Consider the following 20,551-nt stretch of genomic DNA (forward strand, 5'->3'; position numbering starts at 1 on the left):
CGGCGACACCCCTATCCCGTGGCCAGGCGGCCCAACACCTGGCTGCACCGCGCCCAGGCCCGTCTGTGCGTGCTGCAGGTGGAACTGGACGCCACCTACCTCCCGCCGGACCGGCCCACCCGTGACGGAGTGCGGTACGCGGAGCTGCGCAACGGGGCCCAATGCCTGCTCGACACGGCGCAGAACCTGATCAAGAAGGCCGGCAAGCGCGGGGCGTCGCTGTGGCGGCTGCGCAGCTGGTGGTCCGGGTATGCCTACGAGGGCACACTGGCCTGTCTGCACGCCGCCGACGTCGCCATCCTCGCCATGTCACGGCCCAGCCGCGCCCGGCAGCGTCTCGACACCATCCTGGTCACCGCCCGTCCGCTGCCCCGCAATGATCCCCGGCTCACCCGCATCAAGACACTGAAGTCCCAGAAGGACCCGGGCGACACGTGCCTGCCGTGGGCCCTGGCCGCGCTGCTGCAGGCCGCCTACGCCCTCCAGGAGGAGCGCGCGGTGCGCAGCCGCAACTTCCGCAACCGGCTCATCCGGGCCGGCCTGGTCCTCTGCCTCCTCCTCGCCGCCGCCCTCTGCGCGCCCCTGTGGGTCGACGGTGCCGTCCCCGTCTGCGAAGCGGGCCGCAACTGCCCGGACTCCCTGGCGCCCGGCGTGCGGGAGGTCGGTGTGGTCATGCTGCTCGGCGTGCTCGGCGCCGCCCTGCACGTGGCGGCGCGGCTCCAGCAGATGGGCGGCAGCTGGAACCCGTACGGGCTGCCGCTGTTCCAGGAGCTCATCAAACTGCCCACCGGCGCCCTGACCGCGGTGACCGGGCTGGTGCTGGTGGACACCGCCGCCCTGCCCGTGATCCAGGCACCCGACTCATGGCGTGGCGTGATGGCCTACGCGGTCGTGTTCGGGGTGGCTCAGCTGGCGCTGACCCGCACCATCGACCAGCGCGCCGAGAAGCTCCTGGCGGCCGAGCCCGCCCCGGACGAGGTGAAGCAGCTGGAGAAGGCACCGGAGGATCACCAGGACGTCATGTGACCGGCGCCGGGGAGGGCGGGAATGATGTGGCCCGTCACGCGTTGAACCCCGTGTGAGTTCCCTGATCGCCGCCACCCGTTTCTCCGTCCTCGACCGCTCCCGCATCCGCGAGGGGCACACGGACGCGGAGGCGCTGCGCGACACCGTGCGGCTGGCGCAGGAGCTGGAGGATGTCGGCTTTCACCGCTTCTGGGTGTCCGAGCATCACGGGGTGCCGGGGGTGGCCGGTTCCGCGCCCACCGTGCTGGCCGCCGCCGTGGCGGGTGCCACGCACACGATCCGGGTCGGCACGGGCGGTGTGATGCTGCCCAACCATCAACCCCTGGTCGTGGCCGAGCAGTTCGGGGTGCTGGAGTCGCTCTTCCCCGGGCGGATCGACATGGGGCTGGGGCGGTCGGTCGGTTTCACGGGCGGGGTGCGCAAGGCGCTGGGGCGGGACAAGGGTGACGCCGAGGACTTCGGGGCGCAGTTGGAGGAGCTGCTGGGCTGGTTCCGCGGGACGTCCCCGACGGGTGTGCGTGCGCGTCCCGCGGAGGGCCTGACCGTGCCGCCGTTCGTGCTGGCCATGGGCGAGGGCGCCGCGGTCGCGGCCCGCGCGGGCCTGCCGATGGTCATCGGCGACCTCCGCAATCGCGAGAAGATGCAGCGTGGCATCGACCACTACCGCGCCCGCTTCCGGCCCTCCTCCTGGGCGAGCGAACCGTACGTCGTCATCTCCGGGACGGTCGCGGTGGCCGGCACGCCGGAGGAGGCGCGCCGGCTGCTGGTCCCGGAGGCTTGGTCGATGGCGTACTCCCGCACGCACGGCGCCTTCCCGCCGCTGCCGCCCGCCGAGCGCGTCGAGAGTCTCGCCATGACCGGGAAGGAGCGCGGGTTCTACGAGTCCGGGCTCGCCGGGCACATCGCAGGCACCGAGGAGCAGGTCACGGACGAGCTGGAGACGGTGCTGAAGGAGACGGGCGCGCAGGAGGTGCTGGTCACCACCAGTACGTACGACCGGGCGGCGCTGGTCGACTCGTACCGCCGCCTCGCCCGAATCACCTCCAGGCAGTGATCACCATCCGGAAGCGGGCGGTGCCGGAGAGCATCTTCCGGTAGGCCTCGCCGGCCTGGTCCACGGGCAGGGGTCTCGGTCATCGGGCGGATGCCGTGCAGGGCACTGAAGGCCATGGTGTCCTGCACGTGCTGTGCGGTGCCGGAAGGATGGCCGCGGATGACGCTGCCGCTGCTGAGCAGCTGGACCGGGCTGCTGCCCAGCGGTTCGGGGTCCGCCCCGATGGCGACCAGTTCGCCGCGGGGCGCCAGGCCGTCCACGGTGACCGTGATGGCGTGCGAGTTGCCCGCCGTGGCCGGCACGACCCTGGCGCCGCCGAGGGACTGCAGCGCCTGCGCGACGGGGGCCGCCGCCGTGCTGTCGACGTAGTGGTGGGCGCCGCGCTGCTTGGCGAAGTCGGTTTTCTCGGCCCCGCGGGCGATCGCCACGGTCTCGAAGCCCATCGCGACCGCGTAGGAAGCCGCCGTCGTACGCCCAGCCGGGCACCTTGAGGTTCTCGCAGACGACGAAGTCGCCCTGCCGGCAGGGCGTGCAGTGGCCTCAGCTGCCTGCGAACCAGCCGACCGCCACCCGGCCACCCGGTCACCGGCCTGCCGATCCCGTTCCGCGGTCCGCTCGCCGAGCGCGTCGATCCGTCCGGCGATCTCGTGTCCGGGGACCACCGGGAAACTGATGCCCGGCGCGCCGCCGTTCACGAAGAGGGTGTCGCTGTGGCAGACCCCGCAGGCCTCCACCGCCACCCGTACATGGCCGGGGCCCGGCTACGGCACCTCGCACTCGACGAGCATGTCCCGCCGGGGTGACGCGAAAAGGGGCGAAGGCCCCAGGATCCAGCGCACCAGCTCGAAGCCGATCCCGCGCGCGAGACAGACGAACCGATCAAGGACGATGGCCCGGCCTTACGAAATGGCCCGCAGCCCACCGCGGGACCGGCGCCGGAGTTGGTCGACGGCTTGGGCCGTCTGTTCGTCCGCGGGCAGGAAGACGACCAACTGCTGGGCGTCCGAAGGGAGTTCGAGCACCTCGCGGACCAGCCGCAGTGCGCACCCGGACGGGTGGTTGAGGCGGAGGTCCCCGCGATGCGGAACCAGATGACGGTGCAGGCGGCGCGTGAAGTCGGGGCCGGCGACCGGGGCGAGTTCCGTGCTGAACCACTCGGAACTCTCGGAGGTCGGTGCGAGCCACAGGTCGAAGGCCTGCTGGTCGGCGACGTCGTCCCAGTCGGCGAAGAACGTCCGGGCGCGGGCGTCGGTGAAGACGTAGCGAGTGAGGTTCGGGGTGTCCGCGTCGAGCAGTCCGGTGCCGCTCATCACCGACTCGTAGCCGCTGGTGTGGGCGAGGACGTCACCCAGCCGGTTGGTGACCATGGCGACGCCCGGCTCCAGGAGGCGGAGTGTCTCCAGGACGGAGGGGCGGACCTCGCGGCGCGGTGGCGCGGGCTGGGTGTGTGCGACACACTCGCCGCCGCTGATCTTCGCGAGATAGCGCAGGTGGTTGCGCTCGGCCGGGTCGAGGCTGAGCGCATCGGCGAGCGCGTTGACCACCGCCACCGACGGGTTGCGGTCACGGCCCTGTTCCATGCGGGTGAGGTACTCGACGCTGATGCCGGCCCGCGCGGCGAGATCCACGCGTCGCAGCCCCGGTGAGCGGCGGCGGCCGTGATGCGGCAGTCCCAGCGATTCGGGCTGGATGGTGTCGCGCTTGGCCCGGATGAAGTCCCCCAACGGCGTGCCCATGGGGCGAGCATAGGCCGCCGTCCGCTGATCGCGGAGGGCTCAGCCTGGCCCTGTGGGGGCCAGCCTGAGCACGGTCTGGCTGGCGTCACGGCGCGGCGTGATCGTGGTGGCATGGACAACAACGAGCAGAGCAAGCACAAGCTGGTGATCATCGTCGGAAGCGTCCGGGACGGACGGTTCGGCCCTGCGGTGGCCTCGTGGGTGGCCGAACAGGCGGGCGCTCACGGCGGTTTCGAGGTGGAGGTCGTCGACCTCGCCCAGGTCGACATCCCGTTGGCGCTGCCCGCGGAGTCGCCCAAGTTCGCCGGTGACGCCTACCCCCGTCCGGCCGGGATGGCGGCACTGACGTCGGCCCTGGAGGGCGCCGACGCGTTCGTCGTGGTCACTCCGGAGTACAACCACAGCTATCCCGCGTCGCTGAAGGCGGCCATCGACTGGCACTTCACCCAGTGGACGGCCAAGCCCGTCGCCTTCGTCAGCTACGGCGGCGCGGCAGGCGGCCGGCATGCCGTGCTCCACCTGGAGAACGTGCTGACCGAGCTGCACGCGGTCACGATCCGCGACGGTCTCGCCTTCCCGAACTACTTCACGGCCTGGCAGGACGGTCGTCCCCTCGACCCCGCCGCCGCCGGGTACGCCAAGACGCTGCTGGAGCAGCTGGCCTGGTGGGCCGGTGCACTCCGCTCGGCCCGCGAGGCCGCGCCCTACCCGGCGTGACCTGGGACGACGCCCCCGAGGCGATGCCGACGGCTTAGAATCGCGGCGTTTGTCCCGCCGTAGTCGAAGACCCGTACGGAGTTCCGGTCCATGCACGACCCACATGACCCCTACGTCCGCGTCCGCGGCGCCCGCGAGCACAACCTCAAGGGCGTGGACGTCGACATCCCGCGGGACGTGTTGACCGTGTTCACAGGGGTGTCCGGGTCGGGGAAGTCCTCGCTCGCCTTCGGCACCATCTACGCCGAGGCCCAGCGCCGCTACTTCGAGTCCGTCGCCCCGTACGCGCGCCGCCTGATCCACCAGGTCGGCGCGCCGAAGGTCGGCGAGATCACGGGACTGCCGCCCGCGGTCTCCCTCCAGCAGCGGCGCTCGGCCCCGACGTCCCGCTCGTCCGTCGGCACGGTCACCAACCTGTCGAACTCCCTGCGGATGCTGTTCTCCCGCGCCGGCGACTACCCGCCCGGCGCCGCACGCCTCGACTCCGACGCCTTCTCCCCCAACACGGCCGCCGGCGCCTGCCCGGAGTGCCACGGCCTGGGTCGGGTCCACCGTACGACCGAGGAGTTGCTGGTCCCCGACCCGTCCCTGTCGATCCGCGAGGGCGCGATCGCCGCCTGGCCGGGCGCCTGGCAGGGCAAGAACCTCCGCGACATCCTCGACGCGCTCGGCCACGACGTGGACCGCCCGTGGCGCGAACTCCCGGCCGACCAGCGGGAGTGGATCCTGTTCACCGACGAGCAGCCGGTCGTCACCGTGCACCCGGTACGGGACGCGGACCGCATCCAGCGGCCCTACCAGGGCACGTACATGAGCGCCCGCCGCTACGTCATGAAGACCTTCGCCGACTCCAAGAGCCCCACGCTGCGCGCCAAGGCCGAACGCTTCCTGACCAGCGCGCCCTGCCCGGCGTGCGGCGGCAGCAGGCTGCGGCCGGAGGCGCTGGCGGTGACCTTCGCGGGCCGCACGATCGCCGAGCTGGCCGCGCTGCCGCTGACCGACCTCGCGGGCTGTCTGGTGGCGCGCGACGAGACCGCCCGCGTCCTCACCGAGGACCTCACCTCCCGTATCGCGCCGGTCCTCGAACTCGGCCTGGGCTACCTCAGCCTGGACCGCTCCACCCCCACCCTCTCGGCGGGCGAGCTGCAACGGCTGCGCCTGGCAACACAATTGCGCTCGGGACTGTTCGGTGTCGTCTACGTCCTCGACGAGCCGTCCGCCGGACTGCACCCGGCGGACACCGAGGCCCTGCTGACCGTCCTGGAGCGGCTGAAGTCGTCGGGGAACTCGGTGTTCGTGGTGGAGCACCATCTCGACGTCGTGCGCAGCGCCGACTGGCTGGTGGACGTGGGCCCGCGCGCCGGTGAGCACGGCGGAGAGGTGCTGCACAGCGGCCCGGTGGCGGAACTGGCCTCGGTGCCGGAGTCCGCGACGGCCCACTTCCTCTTCGACCGCTCCCCCACCGCCGTACGCCAAGTGCGCGCTGCCCGCGCCCAGTTGAAGGTCGGGCCCATCACCCGGCACAACCTGCGCGGGGTGGTGGCCGAGTTCCCACTCGGCGTGTTCACCGCCGTCACCGGCGTGTCGGGTTCCGGCAAGTCGACGCTCATCGGCGAGATCACCGAGGACCTGGCGGGCGTGGAACGCCTGGTCTCCGTCGACCAGAAGCCCATCGGCCGCACCCCACGCTCCAACCTCGCCACCTACACGGGTCTCTTCGACGTCGTACGCAAGGTGTTCGCGGCCACCGAGGAGGCGCAAGCCCGCGGTCACGGCGTCGGCCGCTTCTCCTTCAACGTCGCCGGCGGGCGCTGCGAGACGTGTCAGGGCGAGGGGTTCGTCAGCGTCGAGCTGCTGTTCCTGCCGAGCACGTATGCGCCGTGCCCGGACTGCGGAGGAAACCGCTACAACCCCGAGACGCTCCAAGTGACGCACCGGGGCCGGAACATCGCGCAGGTGCTGGACCTGACCGTGGAGAGCGCGGCGGAGTTCTTCGCGGACACCCCCGCGGTGGCGCGCAGTCTCAGCACCCTGCTCGACGTGGGCCTCGGCTACCTACGCCTCGGCCAGCCCGCCACCGAGCTCTCCGGAGGTGAGGCGCAGCGCATCAAGCTGGCGAGCGAGCTGCAGCGCGGCCGCCGCGGTCACACCCTCTACCTCCTCGACGAGCCGACCACCGGTCTGCACCCGGCGGACGTCGAGGTCCTGATGCAGCAGCTGCACGGTCTCGTCGACGCCGGGCATTCGGTGATCGTCGTGGAGCACGACATGTCGGTCGTCGCCGGCGCGGACTGGGTGATCGACCTGGGGCCGGGCGGCGGGGACGCGGGCGGGCGGATCGTCGCGGCCGGGACTCCGACGGAGGTGGCGGGGGTCGCGGGGAGCGCTACGGCACCGTATCTGGGGCGGGTGCTGTCACCGAGGGAGGCGTGAGCGCAGGTGCCGAAGCCGCTTGCGGCATCACAGCGATGCCAGCCAGGCGGCGGTGTTGTCGGGGTGCGGGAACCGGACGGTGTCGAGGGGCGCGAAGCGGGGATCGCTCGTACGCCGTGCGATCTCGCTGCGCCGGCCCGCATGCTGCGACCAGGACCACCACACCGGGTGCTCCCTGCTGAGCCAGCCCGCCCAGGTCTCCCTGTTGCCGCCGAAGATGCGCTCGCGGGTCAGCGAGCGCCGGAGTGAGCGACGCAGCACGCGCGGCAGCACGACCCGCTTGCCGTAGTCCAGCCACAGCACGGTGTCGGCCTGCTCCCAGAGCAGGTCACGGACCTCCGGAGAGCCGATGGAATCGATGATCCAGCGGGGCTCGGCCAGGACCCGGGACACCGCCTCGCCCAGCTTGTCGTTGACGGCCCAGTCGGGGCCGACGAAGTACAGCGCGTCCATCTCGTGATACGGCACGTCCAGCCGCTCGCTCACGGCCCGCGCCAGCGTGGACTTGCCCGCCCCTGTAACACCCACCACCAAGATCCGCTCCATACCGCGAAGCATATGGCGGCGCTCGACGCCGACCGATCGGCGGACCGGACCTATCGTGGCCGCATGACCCTCGACCTCTTCGCAGGCATCCCGGTGAACGACTACACGGTGGCGCTGAACTGGTACGAGCGCCTCCTCGGCACCGTGCCGGCCTTCTTCCCCAACGACACGGAAGCCGTCTGGGAGCTCGCGGAACACCGGTACGTGTACATCGAGCACCGGCCCGGCCACGGCGGCCAGGCCCTCCACACGGTCTTCGTGGACGACCTCGACACCCGCCTCACACAGATCACCGAGCGAGGACTGAAGCCGACGAGCAGCCAGACCTACGCCAACGGCGTACGCAAGATCACCTACCACGATCCGGACGGTAACGAGTTCGCGTTCGGCGGCGCTCCGGCCTCGCGGTGAGCTCGTTGGCCTTGTCCCCTGGCGGAGCTGTCGTGCGGAGCCTTCACCCGGGTGAGCCGTCACGGCTGCGCGGTCAAGCCGAGGAGCAGCCAGACCTACGCCAACGGCGTACGCCCTGTCACAACCTCGCCCGGCGCTCATGCACTTGGGGCCGCCAGGGCACTGTTCGCAGTACCGCCCGTGGCGTCCGGTACGGACGTAGAGCAGGAGTTCGCCTGCGGCCGGGCACTGGCCGATGCCGTCGAAGCCGCACAGGACTTGTCCTTGGATCACCGCGGGCCCCGGGGCCACAACATCGTTGACTGGTCAGCGAAGCAACTCTTCCTCGTGTGCGGCGGTCTTACTGGCCGTCCTACTCAGAGGATCGGCCTCTGTCGACCCGTAGTGGTGAATCGACTGGAAAGGGCGCACTCCATGGTGCTGGATCCCAACTTCTGCCTTGATGTTCCACCGGGTTTCGACGACTCGGACGCCGAGAGCGGGGTGCATCCCATGGCGAGGAAGCTCTTCCCCGCCACAACTGCCGCGGAGGCCTTCAAGAAGGCCCACGAGTGGGTGCGGGATCAAAGCATCCACCTGGTGGACGTGTCGTGGGATTTCTTCCACGAAGAGGACGAGCCCTACTGCCTGAGCATCTATTTCACGTTCGACCTCGATCCCGAGGACAGCTGACCAGGACTGTGCGGACCGACATCCAGGGGCTGCGCGCGGTGGCCGTCGGGCTGGTGGTGCTCGCCCACGCCCACGTGTCCCAGGTCAGCGGCGGCTACATAGGTGTCGACGTCTTCTTCGTGATTTCCGGCTTCGTCATCACCTCGCTGCTGCTGCGCGAACTCGCCGCCACCGGCCGGGTTTCGGTCCGTTCCTTCTACGCCCGCCGGGCACTGCGGCTGCTTACCGCGTCGTCCCTGGTCATCGCCGTCACACTGGGCGGGGCATGGCTGTTGCTGTCGAAGGCGCGGCTCGCCGAGTACGCGGGCGACACCCTCGCCAGCGCGCTGTACGCGGTCAACTTCCGGCTGGCGGCGGCCGGTACGGACTATCTCGCCCAGAACAGCCCGTGTGGGCGGCCCCGCGCCCGCGCTGGCGCAGGCTCTCTCCGACGCAACGGTCCCGCAGGCACGTCTCACCGAACTCCGGACGTCGTCCCTCACCACCCTGCCGAGCAACCTCGCCCCGCCCCTGCAGGAGGTGAAGTCCTCCCGCTCCGCGGTCTACCGGGACGGCTGCCGCGCCGACTACTCCGCCACCGGCACCCGGCCCTGCGTCTACGGCGACCGGACGTCCTCCCGTACCGTCGTCCTCTTCGGTGACTCCCATGCGGCCCAGTGGTTCCCGGCCCTGCAACGGCTCGCGATCACCCGTGGCTGGCGGCTCGTCTCGCTGACGAAGGCCTCCTGCAAGGTCGCCGACGTGACCATCGTCAGCGACCACAAGCCCTACACCGCTTGCGACACCTGGCGCTCCGACGCCCTGGCACGGATCAGGACGCTCCGCCCCGACCTGGTCGTCGCCTCCTCCTCGGACGCCGGAGACCCGGCCCGCCCCACCGCCGACCCCCTCCGCCAGTGGACCACCGGCTTCGAGAACACCTTCCGCAGCCTGGGCGCCACCGGCCTCCCGGTCGCCGCCCTGCTCGACACCCCGTGGCCCAGGGGCGACCCGATCGACTGCGCCGCCAGGAACTCCCTGCAACTCCACGTCTGCGCACACGACTTGCCGGACGCGATCCGCGACGCGACCCGCGGTACCGCCATCCGCACCGCCGCATCCGCAACGGCCACCACCGTCATCGACCCCACCCCCTGGGTCTGCGACCCCCGCACCCGCATCTGCCCCGTAGTCGTCGCCGACACCGCCGTCTACCGCGACGACAGCCACCTCTCGGAGGCGTACGCCGAGGCGCTCGCCCCGGTTCTGGCGCCGTCGTTGGATCGCCTCGTGCCCCGACTTCGGTGAGGCGGAGCCGAGGTCGGCCTTGACCTCCGTCACCCGCCCCGGCTCACCGGACGGGCCGGGGCGGTGACGCACGTCAGTCGGTCGTGAGCAGGCCGGCGACCAGGTCGCGGGGCAGGCCGTGCGTGTCGTGGAGGTAGCGGTAGTCGTCCTCGCTCAACGGGCCTTTGAACTCCGGGCGGGAGAGCACCCGTTGACCTCGTTCGAGGAGCTTGGTGAAGCGCAGTTCCTCGTCGAGGAGCAGCTCGCGGACGGTGCCGGTGTCGTAGGGCTGGCGGAAGTGGTCCAGCGTGTGGCCGATGAGTTCCAGGGGGAGGTCGGTCAGGGTGCGTGAGGGGTCGTCGCGCCGGAGTGTGGTGAGGAGGCGGCGGATCAGGCGGCGCAGGACATAGCCGCGCCCGGTGTTGGACGGGCGTACGCCGTCGCCGATGACGACGATGCTCGAGCGCAGGTGGTCGCAGACGAGGCGCATCGGCCGTTCGTCCAGGTCCCACAGCGGCGGAAGCAGTCGCATCCACGGTTCGAACACGTCGGTGTCGTAGACGGAACGCTGCCCCTGCAGGACGGTCACCAGCCGTTCCAGTCCCATGCCCGTGTCGATGCCGGACCGCGGCAGGGGTTCGAGGCCGCCGTCCTGGTGGCGTCGGTAGCGCATGTTCACGTGGTTCCAGATCTCCACCCAGCGGGGGTCGATGGTGGGGGTGCCCTGGGGCGGGGTGCCGGGGTCGCCGGTCCAGAAGAAGATCTCCGAGTCGGGGCCACAGGGGCCCACGGGCCCGTTGGACCACCAGTTCTCGTCCTCGGTCAGTTCCACGGGCAGCCCCAACTCCTGCCAGGTGCGCAGCGATTCGGTGTCGGGGCCGACCTGGCCGTCGCCGCCGAAGACCGTGACGTACAGCCGCTCCGGCGGGATGCCGAGCCCGTCGCGCAGCAGCTCGTATCCCCAGCGCAGGCTCTGTGAGTGGCCGTAGTCGCCGAGCGACCACGAGCCGAGCATCTCGAAGACCGTCAGGTGGGTGGAGTCGCCGACCTCGTCAAGATCGGTGGTGCGCAGGCAGCGCTGGAGGTTGGTCAGGCGCCGTCCCTGGGGATGCGGGCGGCCCTGGAGGTAGGGCGTGAGGGGGTGCATGCCGGAGGTGGTGAACAGCACCGGGTCCGAGGGCGGCGGCAGGAGGGAGCTGCCGGTGATGGGACGGTGCCCGCGCTCACGGTAGAAGTCGGTGAACGTCCGCACGGTCTCGTCGGTGTTCATGTGGGTGTTCATGTGCCTGCTCATGGCGGTGTTCCTTCGGGTCGTGCGACCGGAACGAACCGCGGGAGCAACACCTGCGAGACCGCAGGCCTGCGAGGACGGGTGAGCCACATCCCGGCGATCCGTTTCCGGCCGCCGGGGAAAGGTGGAGGGTCAGGCGTCGGCAGCCGGCGAGTTCGTCGCTCGCGCGGCCGCGGTGTGGCTGCAACAGATCCTGACCTTCATGCACGCAACGCTAACAGGGGGCGCCGGGTCCGTCGCCGGGTTTTCCTCCGGGGCAGGGCGTTAGGGTCATATGTCATGCGACTGACAGTTCTCGGCGGCTGCGGCGCCTGGCCCACGGCGGTCCAGGCGTGCAGCGGCTATCTCGTCGAGTACGACGGGTTCCGTGTGCTGGTCGATCCCGGCTACGCCACCCTGCCCCGCCTGTTGCACCACCACACCGTCGATGCGGTCGACGCCGTGCTGGTCAGCCACGGGCACCCCGACCACTGCGCCGACCTCAACCCCCTGCTCAGGGCCCGCGGGCTGAGCGAGGACCCTCCGCCGCCCCTGCCCGTGTACGCCCCGCACGGGGCCCTCGACGCGGTACTGGCCCTCGACAAGCCGCGCATGCTCGCGCCGGCGTACCGGCTGCACGAGTTCACCCCGGGCGACCGTTTCGCCATCGGCCCCTTCACGGCCGACACCTGGCTGCTGCCGCACTTCGTGCCCAATGCCGGCATCCGGCTCAGCACGCCGGGCGGTGTGCTCGCCTACACCGGCGACACCGGCCCCAGCGACGCCATCGTGCGCCTCGCGGAAGGCGCCGACCTGTTCCTGTCGGAGGCCACCTACGTCCATGAGGTGCCGGCCGCCGATGCGCCCCACCTGCTGACCGCACGCCTGGCTGGACAATACGCCCGCCAGGCGGGCGCCGCCCGGCTCCTGCTCACCCACCTGTGGCCCGGCACGGATCCGAAGGAAGCACGGGACGCGGCCGCGGAGTACTTCGAGCAGGCGACCGACGTCGCCACCCCGGACCTCGTCATCGAGGTCACCGGGGCAGCCGACTGATCCGGGCACCGCGGGACGGGCCGGGGCGCCTACGCCACCAACGCGGCGTGGATCCAGTCTGCTTGAGCCGTCGCCCCGGGCTGGGCGGCGCGGGCCAGTGAGCGGCGGTCCGGGTGGCTGCCGGGCGCGATGGCCTCCCGTACCTCGACCTCGGCCACCAGCCCCCGGGCCGACACCACCCGCCATACCGACGCCAGCAGCGAGTCGTCGCCGATGAAGGCGGGCTGCGTGCTGGCGGCCGCACCCCCGGCGATCCGGTAGCGCAGGCGTACCGGCTGTACGGGAACGCCCGCGTCGAGGGCGGCCTGGAAGACGGCGCGGCGGAAGGTGCCCTGGGCGCGTCCGCACCAGGTGCTGCCCTCGGGGAAGACCCCGACGGCCTGCCCGTCGCGCAGCGCGTCCGCGATGCGGGCGACGGTTTCCGGCAGGGCGCGCAGCCGGTTGCGGTCGATGAACAGCGCGCCGCTCCGCGCCGTCAGCGGGCCCGCCACGGGCCAGCCCCGGATGTCGGACTTGGCGAGCATGCGGGCCGGGCGGACGGCGGCGAGCAGCGGGATGTCCAGCCAGGAGATGTGGTTGGCGACCAGGAGCAGTCCCCCGGTGGGCGCGGCGGTGCCGGTGATACGGACCTGGACCCCTGCGGCCCGTACGATCCACCGGCACCACCGCTTCACCAGCTCGGCGGGGATCCTCCCGCCGAGCGGCGACAGTACGACCCCGGCGAGCACCAGGGCCACGACCGCCGCCATCCGCAGCACGGCGCGCGGTACGGCCGTGGCGGACCCCGTGGCCTCTATGCACGCCCCCGGGGTGCAGGGCGCGCTGGGCTGCCAGACGCTCATCAGGCGGGCACGAGGGAGAGGAAGTGCCGCAGATAGCGCGGGTTGACCCGGCGCATCGACAGCAGGACATACAGGTCGGCGACCCCGAAGTCCGGGTCGTGGGCGGGCTGCGCGCACACCCAGGCACCGAGGCGGAGGTAGCCGCGCAGCAGTGCGGGCAGCTCGGCGGAGGCGGCGGCGGGGGTCTCGGCGGCGGGGGTCTCGGCGGCCGGAACCCAGGGCAGCAGCGGCCGTACCCGGTACTCCTCCGGGGCCAGGTACTTGCCCCGCACCTTCTCCCAGGTGGCGGCGGCGAGCGCGCCGCCGTCGGCGAGCGGGATGGAGCAGCAGCCCGCCAGCCACTCGTGACCGCGGTCGACCATGTAGCGGGCGATCCCGGCCCAGATGAGGCTGATGACGGCGCCGTCGCGGTGGTCCGGGTGGACGCAGGAGCGGCCGACCTCGACCAGGCCGGGGCGGATCGCGTCGAGGGCGGTCAGGTCGAACTCGCCCTCGGAGTAGAGCCGTCCGGCGACCGCGGCGCGCTCCGGCGGCAGCAGCCGGTAGGTGCCGACGACCTGCCCGGTGATCTCCTCGCGGACCAGCAGGTGGTCGCAGTATGCGTCGAAGGCGTCGATGTCGTGGCCGGGCTGCGGGGTGGACAGCAGGGCCCCCATCTCGCCGGCGAAGACCTCGTAGCGCAGCCGCTGCGCGGCACGCACGTCGGCCTCGTCGCGGGCGATGGAGACGGTGTAGCGGGTGGGTGCGGCTGGCTTCGGGGGACGGTCCAGGGTGGTGACGCCGGTCATGGCTCTCTCCAGGTCGACGGCCGGGGGCGGCGGATCGGGAGCAGACCGTTGGCGCGTGATCTGCCGCCCCTGTTCTTCCGACGCCGGCTGACCTTCGCGTGACAGACGCAGAGAGAGCGGGTGTGGGGTTGTTGAACGGCTCGCCGCACATAAGCGAGACGGGGCCAGGGAGCACCTCCCGACCCCGCCCGTCCGCACAATTTCGGCGAACGTTCACTGCAGCGCCCCATTAAGGGGCGCGGGGCTGCGCCGATATGCGGCTCCGCCGCGCGGGCGCGAGCAACCACGAACAACCCGCAGCCGCCCGACAATCGGTCCCCTACGGCGCTACCGCGCAACCTTTCGCGTAGCCCGCAGCCACTCCTTGTTCATGCTCGTGATGGACACCAGCGGAATGCCCTTCGGGCAGGCGGTCGCGCACTCCCCGGTCAACGTGCAGCCCCCGAAGCCCTCTTCGTCCATCTGCGCCACCATGTCCAGCACGCGCGTCTCGCGCTCGGGCGCGCCCTGCGGCAGCACGTTCAGATGGTTGATCTTGGCGGAGGTGAAGAGCATCGCCGCCCCGTTCGGGCAGGCCGCCACGCACGCCCCGCACCCGATGCACTCGGCGTGCTCGAACGCGAAGTCGGCGTCCGGCTTGGGTACGGGCGTGGCGTGGGCCTCGGGTGCGGAGCCGGTCGGGGCGGTGATGTAGCCGCCGGACTGGATGATCCGGTCGAACGCCGACCGGTCCACGACCAGGTCCTTGATCACCGGGAAGGCGGAGGCCCGCCAGGGCTCGATGTCGATCGTGTCGCCGTCCCGGAAGGACCGCATGTGCAGCTGGCAGGTGGTGGTGCGCTCGGGCCCGTGCGCGTCGCCGTTGATGACGAGCGAACAGGCACCGCAGATGCCCTCGCGGCAGTCGTGGTCGAAGGCGACCGGGTCCTCGCCCTTGAGGATGAGTTCCTCGTTGAGGGTGTCGAGCATCTCCAGGAACGACATGTCGGAGGAGATGCCGTCCACCTCGTACGTGGACATGGCGCCTTCGGCGTCGGCGTTCTGCTGCCGCCAGACGCGCAGGGTGAGCTTCATGCGTAGCTCCGCTGAGTGGGGTGGACGTACTCGAAGACCAGGTCTTCCTTGTGCAGGGTCGGGGCCTCGCCGGTGCCGGTGAACTCCCACGCGGCCGCGTACGCGAACTCGTCGTCCCGGCGGGCGGCTTCACCGTCCGGCGTCTGGGACTCCTCGCGGAAGTGGCCGCCGCAGGACTCCGCCCGGTGCAGTGCGTCCAGGCACATGAGTTCGGCAAGTTCGAGGTAGTCGACGACGCGGTTGGCCTTCTCCAGCGACTGGTTGAACTCCTCGCCGGTGCCGGGCACCTTGATGCGCCGCCAGAACTCCTCGCGGATCTGCGGGATGCGCTCCAGCGCCTTGCGCAGACCGGAGTCCGTACGGGCCATACCGCAGAACTCCCACATGAGTTCGCCGACTTCGCGGTGGAAGGAGTCGGGCGTACGGTCGCCGTCCACGGACAGCAGGAGGTTGAGACGGTCCTGGGTCTCCGCCAACACCTCCTGGACGACCGGGTGTTGGACGGTGACCGGCTCGTGGTGCGGGTTGCGGGCGAGGTAGTCGTTGATGGTCGCGGGCAAGACGAAGTAGCCGTCGGCCAGGCCCTGCATCAGTGCGGAGGCGCCGAGGCGGTTCGCGCCGTGGTCGGAGAAGTTGGCCTCGCCGATCGCGAACAGGCCCGGGACGGTGGTCTGGAGGTCGTAGTCGACCCACAGTCCGCCCATCGTGTAGTGCACGGCGGGGTAGATCCGCATCGGGACGGTGTACGGGTCCTCGGCGGTGATCCGCGCGTACATGTCGAAGAGGTTGCCGTACTTCTCCTCGACCGCCTTGCGGCCCATCCGCTGGATGGCGTCGGCGAAGTCCAGGTAGACGCCCTGCCCGCCGGGGCCCACTCCCCTGCCCTCGTCGCAGACGTTCTTCGCGGCGCGGGAGGCGATGTCGCGCGGGACCAGGTTGCCGAAGGACGGGTAGATGCGCTCCAGGTAGTAGTCGCGCTCGTCTTCGGGGATCTTGTTCGGCGGCCGGTCGTCGCCCTTGACCCTGGGCACCCAGATCCGGCCGTCGTTGCGCAGCGACTCGCTCATCAGGGTGAGCTTGGACTGGTGGTCGCCGGTGCGCGGGATGCAGGTCGGATGGATCTGGGTGAAGCAGGGGTTGGCGAAGTAGGCGCCGCGCCGGTGGGCCCGCCAGATGGCGGTGGCGTTGGAGTTCATGGCGTTCGTCGACAGGTAGAAGACGTTGCCGTAGCCGCCGCTGGCGAGGACGACGGCGTCCGCGAAGTAGGTGTCGATGCGGCCCGTGATCAGGTCGCGCGCCACGATGCCGCGCGCCTTCCCGTCGACGACGATCAGGTCGAGCATCTCGGTACGCGGGTGCATCTCGATGTTGCCCGCGGCGATCTGCCGGCTCAGCGCCTGGTACGCGCCGAGCAGCAGCTGCTGGCCCGTCTGTCCGCGGGCGTAGAAGGTCCGCGAGACCTGTACGCCGCCGAAGGAGCGGGTGTCGAGCAGGCCGCCGTACTCCCGGGCGAAGGGCACGCCCTGGGCCACGCACTGGTCGATGATCTCCACGGAGATCTGCGCGAGCCGGTGCACGTTCGACTCGCGGGCGCGGAAGTCGCCGCCCTTGACGGTGTCGTAGAACAGCCGGTGGATGGAGTCGCCGTCGTTGCGGTAGTTCTTGGCGGCGTTGATGCCGCCCTGCGCGGCGATCGAGTGGGCGCGGCGCGGGGAGTCCTGGTAGCAGAACTGGACGACGTGGTAGCCCTGTTCGGCGAGCGTGGCGCCCGCCGAACCGCCTGCCAGCCCCGTGCCGACCACGATCACCGTGTGCTTGCGCCGGTTGGCCGGGTTGACCAGCTTGGCCTCGAAACGCCGCTTGTCCCAGCGCTCGTTGATCGGGCCGGAAGGGGCCTTGCCGTCGACGACGGGATCCCCGGTGTTGTAGTCCGCGAAGTCGGTCATGTTCAGCTCACCACTCCGGTCATGACGCCCACGGGTACGGCGATGAAGCCGGCCGTGAGCAGCAGTGCGAGGACGTTGGCGACGGCCTTGAGCGCGCGGTCGCGGCTGCGGCTGCCGACGCCGAGGGTCTGGACCGCGCTCCAGAAGCCGTGCCGGATGTGCAGGCCCAGGGCGAGCATCGCGACGATGTAGATGACATTGCCGTACCAGGTGGAGAAGGTGTCCACGACGTTCTGGTACGGGTGGCCCTCCTGGAAGCCGCCCGAGTGCACGGTGCCGGTGGTCAGGTCCAGGATGTGCCACACGATGAACAGGCCGAGGATGACCCCGCCCCACCGCATGGTCCGCGTCGCATAACTGGCCCTGGCCTTCTTGTGGACGTACTTGCTGGGCCGTGCCTTGATGTCGCGGCGGCTGAGCTGGTACGCGGAGACGGCGTGCGCGACGACGGCGACGATCAGCACGACGCGGACCAGCCACAGCGTCCACTCGTAGTGCATGAAGGGCTCGCCCACGGTACGCAGCCAGTGCGCGTAGTGGTTGAACTCGCCGGCCCCGAAGAAGATCTTGAGGTTACCGATCACGTGGGCGACCAGGTACAGCAGCATGATCATGCCGCTGACGGCCATCACTGTCTTCTTGCCGACGGAGCTGTCCCACACCGTGCGCGCCATCGACGGCCGTCGGTCCGTCCGCGTTGCCAGAGCCATGGCTCAAGACGCTAGGGCCGAAGGTCCCGATCGGTCCAAGACATGGTCCGGCTTGATTCCATAGCCAGCGGCTATCGTACGAGGATGCAGTTCCAGCAGCTCCAGTACTTCGTGGCGGTCGCCGAGACGCGGCACTTCACCCGGGCCGCGGACCTGGTCCATGTCGCGCAGCCGTCGCTGTCCCAGCAGATCAAGGCGCTGGAGCGGGAGCTCGGGGCCGATCTGTTCCTGCGGGCGCGCGGCAACATCACCCTCACCGACGCGGGTGAGGCCCTGCTGCCGCTGGCCCGGCGCATCCTGGCCGACGCGGACACGGCCCGGCACGAGGTGCAGGAGCTGGTGCAGCTGCGCAGCGGCCGGGTCCGGCTGGGCGCGACCCCGAGCCTGTGCACGGGCCTGCTGCCCGACGTCCTGCGCGCCTTCCACGACCGCTATCCCGGCATCCGGCTGCTGATCGAGGAAGGCGGCTCCCACGATCTCGTACGGGAACTCGCCCGCGGCGCCCTGGACTTGGCGCTGGTCGTGCTGCCGCTGCCGTCCCCCTCCCCCGCGCTGACGACGGTGGAACTGCTGCGCGAGGACCTGGTCGTGGTGTCGTCCCCGGAGTCGCCCGCGCCCGCCGGCCCGGGACGGCGGACCGTCCGCATCGCCGACCTGGAGAGCGGACCCCTGGTCATGTTCCGGCACGGCTACGACCTGCGCGAACTGACCGTGGCCGCGTGCCGCGCCGAGGGCTTCGAGCCGGACTTCGCGGTGGAGGGCGGTGAGATGGACGCGGTACTGGGCTTCGTCCGCGCGGGCCTCGGCGTGGCCGTCGTCCCCCGCATGGTCGCGACCCGTTCCGGCCGGGGCCTACGGGTCACCCCCCTGGCCCGCCCCGGCCTCCACCGCACGATCGCCCTGGCCCACCGCAGCGACGTGGCTCCGCCGCGGGCGGCTCGGGAGTTGCAGCGGATGCTGTTGGAGCGGTGAGCCGGCGGACGTTCTACGGACGTACGGCTGCGTGATGGTGCATCACGCCGAGATAGTGACGGTCGCGGTGAGGCACGTGGTTGTCCCGGCCGGGGAGGCTGAAGACCGCGCACACGTGGGCGGGCCGGGTGAGGATGCTGGACTGCCCGCCGAAGGTGAGGGCATCGTTGACCTGATGCTCACAGCCCGCAGTGTCCAGGGCCGCAACCAGTTCCTCGCGGTCCACGGTGGCCTCGAACGACTCTGATTCGGGCAGGACGAGCGAGGGGAGCTTCGCGGTCGATCCGGGCCGCAGCCTGATCCAGATTGCACTGACCCGCCGCTGGGTGACGACCAGCTCGAGCCCGTCCCAGGAGTAGGGGTACCCGTCGATGTCGGGCCCCTTCATGATGATGGCGGGGTGCGGGCGTCCCGCGCCAAGGAGTTCCTCGGCTTCCGCCAGGGGCATCCCGCAGTGCAGGGGCCCGATCCGCGCGGATCGGGCGAAGGCGACGAGTACGTCCATCAAGGTCACGCCCGTGACTGTGACACGCGCCCGATCCGGTTCGCATGCGAATATCAGTGCGACGTGCCATCGCGGCGGTGGACGAGTGGTGCAGAAGGCGTTTGACGAGTCCGAGCGACGGGAGCGCGATCGCCTGGTTCACCGCGTCGGTTTCATCGTTCACCCGCGCATCCTCGCGCTCCAACCCGGCGCGTCCACAACCGGGTTGCGCGGGTGGCACGTGAGTTGCAGCGGATGCTGCTGGAGCGCCGAGCGGTCGTAGCATGGGGCTCTCAGACGGGGGTGGGCGGGATGAAACGGCACATCGTTGCGGTGGGCGCGGCACTGCTGGTGCTGGTGGGGTGCGCGGGGAACACCGCGTCCGGCGGGCCGAAGAGTCCGGCCGTCTCGTCGCCGTCCGGCGGCTCCGGGCCGACGGTGGAGACGAGCTCGACGTCAGTCTCCGGCCCGTGGCGCGCCTGGGCGGTGACCCTCTCCAGCCAGGAGGCCCACGGCAGTTGCGGCGCCACGGCGCACCAGGTGGTGTGCGCGACCGACTCCGGCGGGTTCGTGGGGCGTTCGCGGGCCGACGGCCGTATCACCTGGACGGTGCCCGCGGGCGACCACGGCAAGAGCGCCGGACTGGTGGTCGACGCGGTCGACGAACGGGCCGTGACCGGGGTCGCGGGTGTGCTCCGCGCGGCGAACCTGCGCACGGGTGCGCAGGCCTGGACCCGTCAACTGCCCACCGGCCGCACCTACTTGGCTCTCGGCGCTGCGGAGGGAATCGTCTACGCTCTCGGGGCATCGGATCCCTTCACCCACACCCCCGTTCTCGACGCCGTTCGCGCATCCGACGGCACGCCCCTCTGGCACCGGACCGTCGCCTGGACGACGGGCGAACACCTGGCCGCCTTCCGGGGCCGCGTCTACACCGCCGACGGCGCCCGGGTCACCGCTCGCGACGCCCGCACCGGCGCCACCGTGGCGACCAGCCCGACAGGCATCGAGTGCCCGCACCTCGTCACCGGCGGCCACTACCTGGTCTGCACCGGCAGCCCGTACTCCGCCGGGGACACCTTCGCACCCATGCGGCGCCTGGATCCAGCGACGCTGAGACCGCTGCCGACCCCGAGGAACACGGCCGACAAGCCCGTACGCGGGGTGATCTCCGACGACGGGATCCTGGTGCTGTACGAGGCCGGCGCCGAGGACACGAGCGCGGGCAACTGGTACGCGTACGACCTCGAGAACGACCGCAAACTGTGGAGCACGTACGCCACCGAGGCGGACGCCACCGTGACCGCCGGACGGTTCGTGACCTTCACGCCCCGCAACGACCGCGCCAAGCGGGACCGCGTGATCACGATCGACCTGCACGCCGGTCCGCAGGGGACCGGAGCCGCCGCGCCCCGGATGTCCGCGGCGTACTCGCAGACCAGAGCCGGCGAATACCCCCTGGTCTTCGCACCGGGCGGGGACACGGGCCACGTCGTCGTCATGGCCCGTACCCACGGTTCCCTGCGCTCGGTGCCGCTGCCCTAGGAC

19 protein-coding genes and 2 pseudogenes are annotated in these 20,551 nt (G+C 71.0%); 11 read left to right on the plus strand and 10 right to left on the minus strand.

All coding sequences use genetic code 11. The features are described from left to right. The first annotated feature begins 18 nt into the window (after positions 1-18). The gene (locus tag ACWDAG_RS33705; protein WP_450699347.1) at positions 19-1,026 is read left to right on the plus strand and encodes a hypothetical protein; all 1,008 of its coding nucleotides are present in this window, start codon (positions 19-21) and stop codon (positions 1,024-1,026) included. Positions 1,027-1,078: 52 nt separating this feature from the next. Further along, on the plus strand, positions 1,079-2,080 hold the full coding sequence (locus ACWDAG_RS33710) for an LLM class flavin-dependent oxidoreductase (RefSeq protein WP_450699348.1): 1,002 nt from the start codon (positions 1,079-1,081) through the stop codon (positions 2,078-2,080). On the opposite strand, the pseudogene ACWDAG_RS33715 reads toward ACWDAG_RS33710, so the two are convergent. After that, positions 2,064-2,868 (minus strand): annotated as a pseudogene (locus tag ACWDAG_RS33715) (alcohol dehydrogenase catalytic domain-containing protein). The gene ACWDAG_RS33710 and the pseudogene ACWDAG_RS33715 overlap by 17 nt on opposite strands. Before the next feature lie 111 nt (positions 2,869-2,979). Beyond that, complete coding sequence (locus ACWDAG_RS33720) at positions 2,980-3,816, minus strand: helix-turn-helix domain-containing protein (protein ID WP_450699349.1); 837 nt, start codon at positions 3,814-3,816, stop codon at positions 2,980-2,982. Between the two features lie 111 nt (positions 3,817-3,927). Between ACWDAG_RS33720 and ACWDAG_RS33725 the strand changes: the two genes are divergently transcribed. Next, positions 3,928-4,533 (plus strand): NADPH-dependent FMN reductase, encoded by a 606-nt coding sequence (locus ACWDAG_RS33725; protein WP_450699350.1) that lies wholly within the window; start codon positions 3,928-3,930, stop codon positions 4,531-4,533. A gap of 90 nt (positions 4,534-4,623) precedes the next feature. Then, complete coding sequence (locus ACWDAG_RS33730) at positions 4,624-6,966, plus strand: ATP-binding cassette domain-containing protein (protein ID WP_450699351.1); 2,343 nt, start codon at positions 4,624-4,626, stop codon at positions 6,964-6,966. 27 nt (positions 6,967-6,993) lie between these two features. Here the strand turns inward: ACWDAG_RS33730 and ACWDAG_RS33735 are convergent, their stop codons facing one another. After that, positions 6,994-7,512, minus strand: a complete 519-nt coding sequence (locus tag ACWDAG_RS33735) for an adenylate kinase (protein WP_450699352.1) — start codon at positions 7,510-7,512, stop codon at positions 6,994-6,996. 63 nt (positions 7,513-7,575) lie between these two features. On the opposite strand from ACWDAG_RS33735, the gene ACWDAG_RS33740 reads away from it, so the two are divergent. The 4 genes and pseudogenes from ACWDAG_RS33740 to ACWDAG_RS33755 all read left to right on the plus strand — a co-directional run bounded on the left by ACWDAG_RS33740 (position 7,576) and on the right by ACWDAG_RS33755 (position 9,882). Continuing rightward, complete coding sequence (locus tag ACWDAG_RS33740; RefSeq protein ID WP_450699353.1) at positions 7,576-7,923, plus strand: VOC family protein; 348 nt, start codon at positions 7,576-7,578, stop codon at positions 7,921-7,923. A gap of 180 nt (positions 7,924-8,103) precedes the next feature. Next, entirely contained in the window at positions 8,104-8,595 is a 492-nt protein-coding gene (locus ACWDAG_RS33745; protein ID WP_450699354.1) for a hypothetical protein, read from the plus strand. A 74-nt stretch (positions 8,596-8,669) separates the two neighbouring features. Then, positions 8,670-8,816, plus strand: a pseudogene (locus ACWDAG_RS33750) (acyltransferase family protein); the annotation flags it as partial. 298 nt (positions 8,817-9,114) lie between these two features. Next, positions 9,115-9,882 (plus strand): SGNH hydrolase domain-containing protein, encoded by a 768-nt coding sequence (locus tag ACWDAG_RS33755; RefSeq protein WP_450699355.1) that lies wholly within the window; start codon positions 9,115-9,117, stop codon positions 9,880-9,882. Between the two features lie 73 nt (positions 9,883-9,955). On the opposite strand, the gene ACWDAG_RS33760 is transcribed toward ACWDAG_RS33755, so the two are convergent. Further along, a complete protein-coding gene (locus ACWDAG_RS33760; protein WP_450699434.1) occupies positions 9,956-11,131 on the minus strand; it encodes an alanine--tRNA ligase-related protein in 1,176 nt (391 codons plus the stop codon). A gap of 300 nt (positions 11,132-11,431) precedes the next feature. Here ACWDAG_RS33760 and ACWDAG_RS33765 point away from each other — a divergent pair, with 300 nt between their 5' ends. Beyond that, the gene (locus ACWDAG_RS33765; protein ID WP_450699356.1) at positions 11,432-12,187 is read left to right on the plus strand and encodes an MBL fold metallo-hydrolase; all 756 of its coding nucleotides are present in this window, start codon (positions 11,432-11,434) and stop codon (positions 12,185-12,187) included. 29 nt (positions 12,188-12,216) lie between these two features. Here the strand turns inward: ACWDAG_RS33765 and ACWDAG_RS33770 are convergent, their stop codons facing one another. The 5 genes from ACWDAG_RS33770 to ACWDAG_RS33790 all read right to left on the minus strand — a co-directional run bounded on the left by ACWDAG_RS33770 (position 12,217) and on the right by ACWDAG_RS33790 (position 17,511). Continuing rightward, positions 12,217-13,029, minus strand: coding sequence for a lysophospholipid acyltransferase family protein (locus ACWDAG_RS33770; protein ID WP_450699357.1), 813 nt, complete (start codon positions 13,027-13,029; stop codon positions 12,217-12,219). Continuing rightward, positions 13,029-13,817 (minus strand): GNAT family N-acetyltransferase, encoded by a 789-nt coding sequence (locus tag ACWDAG_RS33775; RefSeq protein WP_450699358.1) that lies wholly within the window; start codon positions 13,815-13,817, stop codon positions 13,029-13,031. The genes ACWDAG_RS33770 and ACWDAG_RS33775 overlap by 1 nt, the downstream gene beginning before the upstream one ends. Positions 13,818-14,144: 327 nt before the next feature. Then, entirely contained in the window at positions 14,145-14,891 is a 747-nt protein-coding gene (locus tag ACWDAG_RS33780; RefSeq protein WP_351464859.1) for a succinate dehydrogenase/fumarate reductase iron-sulfur subunit, read from the minus strand. Then, entirely contained in the window at positions 14,888-16,837 is a 1,950-nt protein-coding gene (locus tag ACWDAG_RS33785) for a fumarate reductase/succinate dehydrogenase flavoprotein subunit (protein ID WP_450699359.1), read from the minus strand. Before ACWDAG_RS33785 ends, ACWDAG_RS33780 begins: the two co-directional genes overlap by 4 nt. 2 nt (positions 16,838-16,839) lie before the next feature. Continuing rightward, entirely contained in the window at positions 16,840-17,511 is a 672-nt protein-coding gene (locus ACWDAG_RS33790; protein ID WP_450699435.1) for a succinate dehydrogenase, read from the minus strand. Between the two features lie 120 nt (positions 17,512-17,631). Here ACWDAG_RS33790 and ACWDAG_RS33795 point away from each other — a divergent pair, with 120 nt between their 5' ends. Then, the gene (locus ACWDAG_RS33795; protein ID WP_450699360.1) at positions 17,632-18,519 is read left to right on the plus strand and encodes a LysR family transcriptional regulator; all 888 of its coding nucleotides are present in this window, start codon (positions 17,632-17,634) and stop codon (positions 18,517-18,519) included. Between the two features lie 13 nt (positions 18,520-18,532). Here ACWDAG_RS33795 and ACWDAG_RS33800 read toward each other — a convergent pair whose 3' ends face one another. Next, positions 18,533-19,033, minus strand: coding sequence for a hypothetical protein (locus tag ACWDAG_RS33800; protein WP_450699361.1), 501 nt, complete (start codon positions 19,031-19,033; stop codon positions 18,533-18,535). A 282-nt stretch (positions 19,034-19,315) separates the two neighbouring features. On the opposite strand from ACWDAG_RS33800, the gene ACWDAG_RS33805 reads away from it, so the two are divergent. Further along, on the plus strand, positions 19,316-20,548 hold the full coding sequence (locus ACWDAG_RS33805; protein WP_450699362.1) for an outer membrane protein assembly factor BamB family protein: 1,233 nt from the start codon (positions 19,316-19,318) through the stop codon (positions 20,546-20,548). Positions 20,549-20,551: the final 3 nt, after the last annotated feature.

It is taken from the genome of Streptomyces sp. NPDC001157, from assembly GCF_053598255.1.

Coding starts and splice junctions, on each gene's coding strand:
- ACWDAG_RS33720 (WP_450699349.1), bottom strand. CDS start 3,816: ATGGGCACGCCGTTGGGGGACTTCATCCGGGCCAAGCGCGACACCATC.
- ACWDAG_RS33725 (WP_450699350.1), top strand. CDS start 3,928: ATGGACAACAACGAGCAGAGCAAGCACAAGCTGGTGATCATCGTCGGA.
- ACWDAG_RS33730 (WP_450699351.1), top strand. CDS start 4,624: ATGCACGACCCACATGACCCCTACGTCCGCGTCCGCGGCGCCCGCGAG.
- ACWDAG_RS33735 (WP_450699352.1), bottom strand. CDS start 7,512: ATGGAGCGGATCTTGGTGGTGGGTGTTACAGGGGCGGGCAAGTCCACG.
- ACWDAG_RS33740 (WP_450699353.1), top strand. CDS start 7,576: ATGACCCTCGACCTCTTCGCAGGCATCCCGGTGAACGACTACACGGTG.
- ACWDAG_RS33760 (WP_450699434.1), bottom strand. CDS start 11,131: ATGAACACCGACGAGACCGTGCGGACGTTCACCGACTTCTACCGTGAG.
- ACWDAG_RS33765 (WP_450699356.1), top strand. CDS start 11,432: ATGCGACTGACAGTTCTCGGCGGCTGCGGCGCCTGGCCCACGGCGGTC.
- ACWDAG_RS33770 (WP_450699357.1), bottom strand. CDS start 13,029: ATGAGCGTCTGGCAGCCCAGCGCGCCCTGCACCCCGGGGGCGTGCATA.
- ACWDAG_RS33775 (WP_450699358.1), bottom strand. CDS start 13,817: ATGACCGGCGTCACCACCCTGGACCGTCCCCCGAAGCCAGCCGCACCC.
- ACWDAG_RS33780 (WP_351464859.1), bottom strand. CDS start 14,891: ATGAAGCTCACCCTGCGCGTCTGGCGGCAGCAGAACGCCGACGCCGAA.
- ACWDAG_RS33785 (WP_450699359.1), bottom strand. CDS start 16,837: ATGACCGACTTCGCGGACTACAACACCGGGGATCCCGTCGTCGACGGC.
- ACWDAG_RS33790 (WP_450699435.1), bottom strand. CDS start 17,511: ATGGCGCGCACGGTGTGGGACAGCTCCGTCGGCAAGAAGACAGTGATG.
- ACWDAG_RS33795 (WP_450699360.1), top strand. CDS start 17,632: ATGCAGTTCCAGCAGCTCCAGTACTTCGTGGCGGTCGCCGAGACGCGG.
- ACWDAG_RS33805 (WP_450699362.1), top strand. CDS start 19,316: ATGAAACGGCACATCGTTGCGGTGGGCGCGGCACTGCTGGTGCTGGTG.